We start from the raw sequence: 10,184 nt of genomic DNA on the forward strand, positions 1-10,184 counted from the left end.
CTCGTGCGCGGCAGGCGGTGGGCGATCCTGTGGATGATGTTCCTGCTGTCCGGACTGCTGATGGCCCTCGGGTCCGTCCTCGCGGTCGGGATGCTCGCCCCCATCGCGATGCCTCTCGCGGCCAAGAACAAGATCAACCCGTTCCTGATGGGTATGGTCATCAGCCACGGTGCCCTGGCCTGCGCGTTCTCACCCATCAATCTCTACGGCGCATTCATCAACGGACTGATGGACTCGACCGGCGTCGGATCGAATCCCCTGGTCCTGTTCGCTCTGCCGTTCGTGCTCAACCTGGCCATCGCGATCGTGCTGTTCCTGATCTACGGCCTCGACCTGATCGGTCGCCGCACTCCCCGCCCTGTCGAGGAGACGCCCGACGGCGGAGGATTCGGCGGTTCCTCGCGCCGGCCGTCCGGGGGCGTGACTCCGGGCAACGGCCCGGGCGGGAACACCGCGACCCTCACCGATCGCGAGGTCATCGAGGAGGCGCTGATCCACGAAGGCGTGAAGCCGGTGAAGATGAATCGGTACCGGTTCGCGACGCTCGCCGGCATCGGCTTTCTCGTCGTCGGGTCGGTCGCGTTCGGAATCGACGTCGGCGTCAGCTCGATCTGCATCAGTGCGGTGCTGCTGCTGATGGCGCCCAAGTCACACCCCAAGGTCATCGACAACGTGGCATGGCCGGCCGTGGTGCTCGTGTGCGGGATGCTCACCTACATGGCGGTCATGACGCAGAACGGCACGCTCGACTTCCTCGGCGATGCGGCGTCGGCTCTCGGATCGCCGTTGCTGACCGCGTTGATCCTCTGCTACGCGGTTGCGATCATCTCCGCGTTCGGATCGTCGATCGGTACCCTCGGCATCGCGTTGCCCCTCGCCGCGCCGATGCTCGCGATGGGAGAGGTCGGCGCCGTGGGATTCGTCGCGGCCCTGGCATTCTCCGCGACGGTGGTCGACGTCAGCCCGTTCTCGACGAACGGTGTGATGGTGCTCGCCAACGCGCAGGTCGAGGACAAGGGCCGTTTCCAGCGCAAGATGCTCGCCTACTGCGGTCTGATCGTGCTGTCGGCCCCGATGTTCGTCTGGGCACTGGTTGTCGTGCCCACGTCCGTCTAGATCCGACCGGCCGTGCCGGTCACCGTTTTCCCTCGGTGACCGGCACGTCTCACAGTGTGAGAGCGGGCGACGTGAACTTTGTGAACTTTAAGCTTCATGTAATGGACTGTTGTCCAATAGTTTTCGATTCAACTGGGTGAAAAGTGCTGTTACAGTGACACATGCCACAAGACCCCGTCCGTTTCGGGCGTTTCGTCGTTCTCCGCCCGTAAGGTGTCGTCATGTCGATCCTCGAGAACGAGAAAGCACCCCCATCCGGTGCACCCGCCCCCGGACCGACCCTCGGCGAAAGGTTGCGAGATAACGCGCGATACGACCTACCCGCGTCGCTCGTCGTCTTCCTCGTCGCACTACCACTGTCGCTCGGTATCGCGATCGCGTCCGACGCCCCGATCATGGCGGGGCTCATCGCGGCGATCGTCGGCGGTGTTGTGGCGGGTTCCATCGGTGGCTCACCACTCCAGGTCAGCGGTCCTGCTGCCGGATTGACCGTGGTGGTAGCAGAATTGGTCGCCACGTTCGGCTGGAAGGCCACGTGCGCGATCACCGTCGCGGCCGGATTCCTCCAAATCATCTTCGGGCTCAGTAGAATTGCCCGTGCGGCCCTGGCCATCGCGCCGGTCGTGGTCCACGCCATGCTGGCCGGTATCGGAATCACGATCGCCCTCCAGCAGATTCACGTCCTACTCGGTGGTAGCTCGCACAGCTCGACCGTCGAGAACATCACTCAGCTCCCCGGCCAGCTGACGTCCGCCCGGTACGGCGACGTCCTCGTGGGATCGGTGGTCATCGCCGTCCTGCTGTTCTGGAAGAAGATCCCCGGCAAGCTGCAGGTGCTCCCCGGCCCGCTGGTCGCCGTCGTCGCCGCCACCGTTCTGTCCCTTGTCCTCCCACTCGACATCGATCGAATCACGTTGGACGGCTCCCTGTTCRACGCCGTGGCACTGCCTTCGATGCCGGACGGCCCGTGGCTCGCAGTGGCCACCGGTGTACTCACCGTCGCGCTGATCGCGAGCGTCGAGAGCCTGTTGTCCGCGGTCTCCGTCGACAAGATGCACGGCGGAACGCGTTCGGAGTTCAACCGTGAACTCGTCGGTCAGGGCTCGGCCAACATGCTCTCGGGTCTCATCGGCGGCCTGCCGGTCACCGGTGTGATCGTGCGCAGTTCCACCAACGTGGCCGCCGGGGCGCGCACCCGGGCGTCCGCCGTGCTGCACGGCGTGTGGATCCTCGTCTTCGCCGCGCTGCTCACCGGACTCGTCGAGCAGATCCCGATGGCAGCCCTGGCCGGCCTCCTGATCGTGATCGGCATCCAGCTCGTCAAGATGGCTCATCTGCGGACGGCCCGGCGCACCGGCGACCTGTGGGTGTACGGCGTGACCGTGGCCGGCGTGGTCTTCCTGAACCTGCTCGAGGGCGTGATCATCGGCCTCGCACTCGCGGTGGTCCTGCTGTTGTGGCGGGTCATCCACCCCAAGATGCGGGCCGAACCCGTCGGCTCCGAGGATTCCGGGCGGTGGCGCGTGACCGTCGAGGGGTCGTGCAGCTTCCTGTCCATGCCGGCGTTGACGGGGATCCTCGCGAAGGTGCCCGAGGGCGCGCACGTCATCGTGGAACTGGCGGTCGACTTCCTCGACCACGCCATGTTCGAGGCGATCGACGACTGGAAGCGTCACCACGAGCGGAACGGCGGAACGGTCGTGATCGACGCGCTCGGTCCCGTCGACATGGACGCCGTCGGCGCGTCGCCGCCCCGGCGCGGCATCGGCGTGGTGAGCCCCCGCGGGTTCGCCCCGTGGAAGAGCTGGCAGCCGCGGCACACCGACACCGAGAACTCCACCACCACACCGGCGGCACTCCGGCCGGTCCTCGCGGGAGTGTCGGAATATCACCGGCGGAACGCGGCTCAGCTGCAACCGCACCTCGACGAACTGCGGGACGGGCAGCGCCCCGACTCGTTGTTCCTCACCTGCTCCGATTCACGCATCGTGCCGAACGTGATCACCAGCAGCGGTCCGGGCGACCTGTTCACGGTGCGCAACGTGGGCAACCTCGTCCCGACCGGAAAGCAGGACGTCTCCGTCGAGGCCGGACTGGCCTTCGCCCTCGACGAACTCGAGGTCAGCTCGGTGATCGTGTGCGGCCACTCCGGCTGCGGCGCGATGAAGGCCGTGCTCGCGAGTGCACCGACCGAGACCGACGGGTCCGATCGCGACGCCGTCGAACAGTGGCTGACGTTCGCGCAGCCGAGCCGGAACGCGTTTCTCAGCGGTCATCCGGTGGCACGGGCAGCGGCCGAACTCGGATTCGACGAGGTCGATCAGCTGGGCATGGTGAACGTGGCGGTCCAGGTGCAAACGCTCGGGCGCCATCCCCTCGTCGGCGCGGCGGCGGCCGAGGGTCGAGTACGCGTCGCGGGAATGTTCTTCGACATTCCGTCCGCGCGCGTACTCGAGATCACCTCGACCGGTGTGTCCTACCTGGACCACGTCCCCACATGAGTCAGAGGAGATGGACCCTCTTGTAGAGGCGCTTGGACGGGCCGCCGACGAGGCCGACGCCATCGAGGAACTGCATCAACTTGGAACCGGACGTGCGAACGGTGTCCTTGTAGTGCTGGTTGTTCTTGGCCTCGGCGGCGGCCCGCTCCGGGTCGAGTCCGGCGTTCGCATACACGTCCTTGCGGATCATGCTCTTCATCACGAAGTACACGACCACCGCGGTGTTGAGGCGCTCGAACTGCAGTCGTGCCCAGCTGGCACCCTCGATGCGGCGGCCGACCTCTTCGCGGGCGAAGCGGATGTGGCGGGCCTCTTCGAGGACGTGGATCTTGCTCACCGTTCGGGTGACGGGCTGCACGCGCTCGTCCTTCATGAAGTCGCGCTGCATCATGTCGAGGATCTCCTCGGCGGCCATCACGCTGGCGTACGCGTTGGCGCCCCGGAAGAAGCCGCCCCAGATGCGTCCGAGCTTGTGGATCGCGGGGTGCGGGCCGTAGCTCGGCATGTTGAGGCGTTCACCGGCGCGGGCGAACATCACCGAGTGGCGGCATTCGTCGGCCACCTCGGTGAGCGCGAACTGGACGTGGCGGGAGTGCTTGTCCCGGCCGTACACGTCCCGCAGCAGCATCTGCATGAGCAGGATCTCGAACCACAGTCCGACGCTGGAGACGCTGGCGGCCTCGTGCTTGGTGAGCTCGATCTTCTGCTCTTCGGTCATCTCGTCCCACAGGGCGGTGCCGTAGAGCGTGCTCCACTCGGGGGTGAGACCGAACTTGTCGTCGGGGATCGGTGCTTCCCAGTCGACCTCGACCATCGGGTCGTAGGACTTGCGTGCCGACGACGCCAGCAAGCGCTGGGCGGTCTCTTCGCGGTCGGAGACGACGATCGATGCGGTCATCACTACCCCTTGTTCTGTGACTAGGCGGTCAACTAACTGTGACATTCAGTAACTGATACTGAACGATACAATGACGGCGGTCACAAGGGCAACGTCCGCTCAGTCGACGTCGGCCAGTTCCTCGTCCTTCCGCGGCGCCGGAGACGACCCTTTCCGGCCCGGCGCCCACACCGCGAGCACCACCGCGGACGCAAAGCACACGCAGGCCAGGGCGATGGACGCCTCGTCCATTCCCTCGAGGAACGCTTTCCGGGCGAAGCTCGCGAGCTGCTCGCCCTGCGGTCCCGCCGACTGGGCGACGTGCAGCGCGGCCGCCAGGGAACTCGAGACGGGCTCCTTCGCGACGTCGGGGACGGCGTCGACGGCCGGCTGGACGTGCCTGCCGTACCCCGCGGCCAAGATGCTGCCTGCCAGTGCGACGCCGATCGCCGCCCCGATCTCGCGTGCCGTGTCGTTGACCGCGGACGCCACTCCCTGTTTCTCATCGGGAGTGTTCTGCACGATTGCGGTGGTGGCGGGTGCCGTACACAGGCCGATGCCGAACGCGGCCACGACCAGCGGCAGAGCCACCTGGGGGTAACTCGAGTACTCGTCGAGCCGGACCATCAGCAGGATTCCGACACCGAGAATCGCGGCGCCGACGGACAGCAACGGGCGGAGGCCGACATAGGGGAGGACGAACGGCATCCCCGCGGACAGCATCATCACGGGTACCGCGATGGGGGCGAGCGCGAGCGCCGACTCCAGCGGCGAGTAGCTCAGCACCAGTTGCAGGTACTGCACCGCGAAGAAGAAGAGCCCGAGGATGGCGAGGAACTGCATCAGCAACGACATCGACCCCGACCCGAAGGCGCGGTTGGCGAAGAGCCGGACGTCCAGGAGCGGATGCTCGCGGCGCAACTCGACGAGCGCGAACGCCACCGCGGCGGCGACGCCACCCGCCATGAGCCCGACGACGGCAGGGTCCAGCCAGCCGCGGTGCGGCGCCTCGATCGTGCCGAGCACGAACAGGCCCACCGCCGCCGCGATCGTCACGGTGCCGGGAAGGTCGAGCGGCGCCTGGTCGGTCTGGCGTGAGGAGGCGATGGTGAATCCGGTGAGGAAGAGGACGCCGGACACCACGGCGAGGCTCACGAAGATCGCCTTCCACGACCACTGTTCGAGCAGCAGCCCCGAGACCAGCAGTCCGGCGATCGCGCCCGACCCGGCGACACCCGACCAGATGCCGACGGCCCGGCCGCGCTGGGACAGTGGAAAACCGGCGGTGAGCAGCGACAGCGTCGCCGGCATCACGAAGGCCGCGCCGATGCCGGCGACCGCGCGGGACCCGATGATCCACTCCGGGCTGTCGTTCAGGATCGGAATGGCGGCACCCAGGCCGAAGATCAGCAGTCCGAACATGAGGAGGCCGCGGCGGCCGTAGCGGTCGCCGAGTGCGCCGGCGGGAAGCAGGAGTGCGGCGAGCGTGAGGGTGTAGCCGTCGACGATCCAGGTGAGCTGGCTCTGGCTGGCGCCGGTGTCGCGGGCGAGGTCGGGCAGGGCGGTGTTCAGTGCGGCCATCGCCGCAACGACGAGTGCGACCGCGCAGCACGCGACGGTCAGCATCCAGATCTGCCGAAGGGTCCAGCCGGTGGTGTTGCTCTGTTCGGTGTCCTGCGGTGGTGCGGAGTCCCGAGAGCGCACGATGTAATCCCTCCGTGGAAGTAACGAGACTGTCAGTATCGTTGGTAGACTGGTAGTTCACAAGAGGTGCGGCAGTGGCAGGAACGGGCGGTGCAGATGACCGAGCAGGATCCCCGCAGGCAGCGCTCTCGCGCGAGACTTCTCGACGCCGCGACAACTCTTCTCGCGAAGGGCGGCACCGACGCCGTGACGATCGACGCCGTCACCAAGCTCGCGAACGTGGCCCGGGCCACGCTCTACCGGCATTTCGGCAACGGCACCGAACTGGTCGCCGCGGCGTTCGGGCGGCTGCTCCCACCCGCGCCGACCGTGCCCGCCGACGGCGACCTCCGCGACCGGCTGGTCGAGCTGATGGTCAGTCAGGCGAAACTCATCGAGAGTGCCCCCATGAACGTGACGGCCATGTGCTGGCTCGGCATGGGCCCCGCGCTCGACGACTACTCGAGCGCGACCGCTGTCGAGTCGGACAAACCGGAACTGCGGACGCTGAGGCAGACCATCGTCGAGCAGTACCGGGCGGCCTTCGACCAGGTCTTCGGCACACGGGAGGCGGCCGAACGCCTCGGCGAATTCGACTACGACCTCGCTCTCGCCCAACTCATCGGACCACTCGTCTTCACCCGGCTCGCGACCCTGACCCCGCTGGGACCGACCGCGTGTGAGCAGATCGTCGACGACTTCCTCGCCGCACGCGCCGCCCAGGTCGCCGCGGGTCCCGCGAAGCCGACGCTCCTCGAGATACCGCCTGCTCAGGCGTTGTGACGTCGACAGCTCCGCGCGTCGTCATTACCGTGGCACGTGCGCGCGGCACCGGATGCCGCGCGTATCGAATGAATGGTGTGGGAAGGTTTCTCGATGATCACTGATGCACTCAACTGGCTCCTCGGTGCTTGGGGCGGCGTCGCCGCCGGCAGCAGCGGATACTCCATCCCGCCCGGAACCCTTCCCTTCGGAAGCTGACGGTCGCTAGGCGTCCCGGTCTCGACGCAGCACGAACTGTTCGAGTCGTCGAATCCCTCGAACGCGTCGTGGACGTAGCTGCTTGAGGTAGTAACCGGGAGCGTCGGCGAGTTCGTGGGCGAGCGCCTCGTCGATCAGCACCGTGCCGGGACGCGCCGAACCGGTGAGTCGCGCCGCGGTGTTGACGACGGAGCCGTAGAGGTCGCCGAACCGGACGAGCACCGGACCCATCGCGAGTCCTACCCGCAGTTCGGGGTCCGCCTCGTCCGGCAGAACCTTCTCCTGCAGCTGCAGGGCGATCTCCGCCGCATCGGACGGCGACTCGACGGCGAACATCACCTCGTCGCCGACCGTCTTCACCACCCACCCCTGATGCCGGCCGATGACCGACGTCGACGCCGACTCGAATCGTTCCAGAAGGTCGCTCAGTTCCCGGGCACCGAGCTGACGGGTCAGCGACGTGTACCCGACGATGTCCGCAAAGCCGACCACCAGTTTCCGGCTCGCGACCTCCTCGCCGGGATTCCCGACATTGCGACCGGTGGTCGAGGCGATGTGCCTGCGCCACACGTACGCCTGCAACGACTCGACCGCTGGAAGGATCTCGGCGGTGAGTTCGCGCACCTGCTCCCGGATGGCCTGCTCGTCGCTGCCCGCGGACCCCGCGAGCTGATCGACGATGTGGGTGCTGATCAACGAGACCTGCCATTCGGCGAGCCGCGACATCGACTGGCCGAGAGCACGAGCCGCCGCCACCTCGCGTTCCGGTGAGATGATCCCCTGACCGACGAGCGACGCGATCGTGCGCAACGCGGCGGCGTCCCCCTCGGTGAACATGACGCCGTCCGGATCGGTGTCGACCGCGAAACCCATCGACACCCACAGGCGGTCGGCCCGTTCGAGGGACACCCCCGCGAAGTCGGCGATCTCGGCCCGCGTGTAGCGGCGGGGCCCGCCCAGAAGCGACTCCTCGAGATCGGCCTGGACGTCGCGGAGCAGGCTCGGTGAGATCTGCGTCGTCGTTGCGGTCTCGTCGCCGTTCTCCGGTGCTTCCGAGGTCACGTCGTTCCTCTCATTACGTTCGATCCGCCCGCACGATCGCCGGTGCGTCCGCCCTCTCAATCTGCCACTGTGCGAGCCCGTCCGATGCGGAACCGTCGGTGGGGTGTGCGAGAGTTGCGGTGCTCACGAGCGTAACCAGGAGACAGACCAGAAAGGACAGCGCATGCCGCCCCGTAGACGTTCCGGTGCCGCCGCACCGGATCACCTGACCGCGGAGAATCTCGAGACCCTCGCTGCCGCGATCGCGGAAGGTAAGCGGGCCACCGTGTATCTGCGCGAGGCGATGCCCAGCCTCGGGCTCGAGGCCGGAGCCTCGGCGAAAGTTATCTCGGTGCAAGGCAATACGCTCTTGATCCGACCCAAGGGCGTCGACGACGAGCTCCCCTTCGAAGCGGAGGAGCTTCTGATGAGACGAATTCCGGCACCCAAGCCTGCGCCCGCACCCGCCGCCCGCGCGACACCGGTCGTGCACCAGGAGATCGAACCCGGCCCGCCCCCTGCCCCCAAGGCACCCGCCGCCCGCGCGACACCGGTCGTGCACCAGGAGATCGAACCCGGCCCGCCCCCTGCCCCCAAGGCACCCGCCGCCAAGACCGTCGCGACGCCTGCGCCCACCGCTGCCGCGGTCCCGAAACCCGCCGCGGCACCGGCCAAACGCACCAGCAAGAAAGTGCCCGCGGGGGTCAGTGTCACCATCCACGCCGGCGCCGACAACGACTGGAGCGTCACCGTCGCGCACGGCGCCAAGCGCCCCGGCAAGGCCGTCCCCGTCTCTCCGGACGCCGTCGAACGCGCCGTCCGGGAACTCGGCGAGGAGACGGCGATCGAGGCCGTCGAGTCGATCATCGTGGCGGCACGCAACCTCGCGGCGGCCCGGGTGGACGAGCTGAGCCGGCAACTCGAGGACGCCCGCAAGGCACTGGAGGCACTCGGCGCCGTCGAGTAGCGCCCGGGTGAGTAACGGTCGCGGTCTCTACATCGGCATTCCCCCCACAGGTCTTGCGTGGGGTGGGATTCTTATGGGGAGACACGCGGCCGTCGGGGCTCATCCGGGAAGGTTCGAAAAATGTTGAAACGATTCGCGGCGGTTGTTGCGGCGACAGCGGGAATTCTGGGATTCGTTGCGGCGGGGTCCGCGACAGCAGCTCCGGCCGCCGTCTTGGGGGGCGGTTCGGGGATCGTGGTGAACGACGAACTCGTCTGCTCACTCACCACCATCGGACACGACAACGCGGGCAGGCTCGTCGGCCTGACGGCGGGCCATTGCGGTGAACCGGGCTCCTACGTGGTGCCCGAAGCCAGTCAGGACAGCGGCATCGTCGGAGAGTTCGTCGTCTCCAATCCCGCTCTCGACTACGCGGTGATCCAATTCGACCCGGCGGAGGTCGTCCCGGTCAACCGGGTCGGCGGCGTCACCATCACCCACATCGGCGCACCGGCAGCCTTCCCGCAGGTGGCGTGCAAAGAAGGCCGCACCACGGGAAACACCTGCGGCATCGTCTACGGCGACCTCATGCAGACAGGGGAGACGTGGACCCAGGCCTGCGTGATCGAGGGTGACTCGGGCGCACCGATGGTCGTCGGCACCACCCTGGTGGCCATGGTCAACGCCTACCTCGCGGCACCGTGCATCGGCCCGGAGATCGGCACCAACCTCAACTCGATCATCGCCGACATGAACGCGAGCGGCGGTCCCGGCGCCGGGTTCCGGCCCATCTAGGCCCTCCGGGCCCGTGCGCCTTTTTGGTAGCCAGGACAAGGCGGATTCATGCGGTCGTTGCACCATCGAGTAGTTCGTTGAGCTTTTCGGCTGGAGTATGCCAGTCGTGGGTTTTGCGGGGTCGGTCGTTGAGTTCATCAGCGACGAACCGCAGGTGCTCCTCGGAGTGCACGGACAGATCGGTGCCCTTGGGGAAGTACTGGCGCAGCAGCCCGTTGGTGTTCTCGTTCGAGCCTCGTTGCCA

General features: G+C 67.2%; 9 protein-coding genes. 5 read left to right on the forward strand and 4 right to left on the reverse strand.

Annotated elements, in window-relative coordinates; all coding sequences use genetic code 11:
• Together AC1D1G_RS35175 and AC1D1G_RS35180 are read left to right on the forward strand one after the other, a co-directional pair.
• Positions 1-1,116, forward strand: a 1,116-nt coding sequence (locus tag AC1D1G_RS35175) for an SLC13 family permease (RefSeq protein WP_477955726.1), incomplete at its 5' end; no start/stop codon positions are given.
• Between the two features lie 221 nt (positions 1,117-1,337).
• Positions 1,338-3,617: a SulP family inorganic anion transporter gene (locus AC1D1G_RS35180; protein WP_477955727.1), complete on the forward strand. Its 2,280-nt coding sequence runs from the start codon at positions 1,338-1,340 to the stop codon at positions 3,615-3,617.
• Position 3,618: 1 nt separating this feature from the next.
• On the opposite strand, the gene AC1D1G_RS35185 is transcribed toward AC1D1G_RS35180, so the two are convergent.
• Positions 3,619-4,515, reverse strand: a complete 897-nt coding sequence (locus tag AC1D1G_RS35185; RefSeq protein WP_005255915.1) for an AurF N-oxygenase family protein — start codon at positions 4,513-4,515, stop codon at positions 3,619-3,621.
• A gap of 99 nt (positions 4,516-4,614) precedes the next feature.
• On the reverse strand, positions 4,615-6,198 hold the full coding sequence (locus tag AC1D1G_RS35190) for an MFS transporter (protein WP_005255916.1): 1,584 nt from the start codon (positions 6,196-6,198) through the stop codon (positions 4,615-4,617).
• Positions 6,199-6,288: 90 nt separating this feature from the next.
• Here AC1D1G_RS35190 and AC1D1G_RS35195 point away from each other — a divergent pair, with 90 nt between their 5' ends.
• A complete protein-coding gene (locus tag AC1D1G_RS35195; RefSeq protein ID WP_477955728.1) occupies positions 6,289-6,960 on the forward strand; it encodes a TetR/AcrR family transcriptional regulator in 672 nt (223 codons plus the stop codon).
• A 204-nt stretch (positions 6,961-7,164) separates the two neighbouring features.
• Here AC1D1G_RS35195 and AC1D1G_RS35200 read toward each other — a convergent pair whose 3' ends face one another.
• Positions 7,165-8,220, reverse strand: coding sequence for an adenylate/guanylate cyclase domain-containing protein (locus AC1D1G_RS35200; RefSeq protein ID WP_283330807.1), 1,056 nt, complete (start codon positions 8,218-8,220; stop codon positions 7,165-7,167).
• A gap of 163 nt (positions 8,221-8,383) precedes the next feature.
• Between AC1D1G_RS35200 and AC1D1G_RS35205 the strand changes: the two genes are divergently transcribed.
• Positions 8,384-9,166 carry a DUF6319 family protein gene (locus AC1D1G_RS35205; RefSeq protein WP_477955730.1) on the forward strand — a complete coding sequence of 261 codons (783 nt, stop codon included), beginning with the start codon at positions 8,384-8,386 and terminating at the stop codon, positions 9,164-9,166.
• 120 nt (positions 9,167-9,286) lie between these two features.
• Positions 9,287-9,940, forward strand: coding sequence for a S1 family peptidase (locus AC1D1G_RS35210; RefSeq protein WP_283330809.1), 654 nt, complete (start codon positions 9,287-9,289; stop codon positions 9,938-9,940).
• Positions 9,941-9,986: 46 nt separating this feature from the next.
• Here the strand turns inward: AC1D1G_RS35210 and AC1D1G_RS35215 are convergent.
• On the reverse strand, positions 9,987-10,184 hold a 198-nt coding region (locus AC1D1G_RS35215; RefSeq protein ID WP_477955731.1), incomplete at its 5' end, for a transposase.

The sequence above is a fragment of the Rhodococcus sp. P3_B8 genome (assembly GCF_056402775.1).

Bases quoted from the DNA above. Each gene is read 5' to 3' on its own strand.
- AC1D1G_RS35185 (WP_005255915.1), bottom strand. From the start codon at position 4,515: ATGACCGCATCGATCGTCGTCTCCGACCGCGAAGAGACCGCCCAGCGC.
- AC1D1G_RS35205 (WP_477955730.1), top strand. From the start codon at position 8,384: ATGCCGCCCCGTAGACGTTCCGGTGCCGCCGCACCGGATCACCTGACC.
- AC1D1G_RS35210 (WP_283330809.1), top strand. From the start codon at position 9,287: ATGTTGAAACGATTCGCGGCGGTTGTTGCGGCGACAGCGGGAATTCTG.